Here is a 386-nt window from a genome sequence, read left to right as displayed (position 1 = left end):
GGGTGGCCAACGCCATTCTGCTGGCGCCCTGCATGCGGGTGGTCCGCCCTCACGCGGTGGCGAAGTTCGCTCAAGTCTGGGACCTGATCCCCGATGCAGATCGCACGCTCAGCGCGGAAGAGAAATCCCATGCGCTGGTCGCATGGCTGGCGGCGCTGGTCAAACGACTGCCGCTGCCGGACAACCTGGCCGCGCTAGGCGTGCCTCAGGAGAGTATTTCCGCCCTCAGCGCAGCGGCGCAAAACGTCAAACGCCTGATGAACAATGCCCCATGCAGCGTCAGCCGCGAAGAGATCGCGGCCATCTACCAAACGCTGTATCCAGAACATGCCTAACAGGAGAAAGTTAAATGAGGAAAGCTATTAGCGGCGTACTCACCGCCATTG

At 61.1% G+C, this 386-nt stretch carries 1 protein-coding gene; it reads left to right on the top strand.

Annotation, left to right across the window (positions count from 1 at the left end; all coding sequences use genetic code 11):
* Positions 1 to 335, top strand: a 335-nt coding sequence (locus FJV41_RS56675) for a dehydroquinate synthase/iron-containing alcohol dehydrogenase family protein (RefSeq protein ID WP_134917238.1), incomplete at its 5' end; no start/stop codon positions are given.
* Positions 336 to 386: the final 51 nt, after the last annotated feature.

The organism is Myxococcus llanfairpwllgwyngyllgogerychwyrndrobwllllantysiliogogogochensis (assembly GCF_006636215.1).
Taxonomy (GTDB): domain Bacteria; phylum Myxococcota; class Myxococcia; order Myxococcales; family Myxococcaceae; genus Myxococcus; species Myxococcus llanfairpwllgwyngyllgogerychwyrndrobwllllantysiliogogogochensis.
This window is presented reverse-complemented; position numbering and strand designations above follow the sequence as displayed.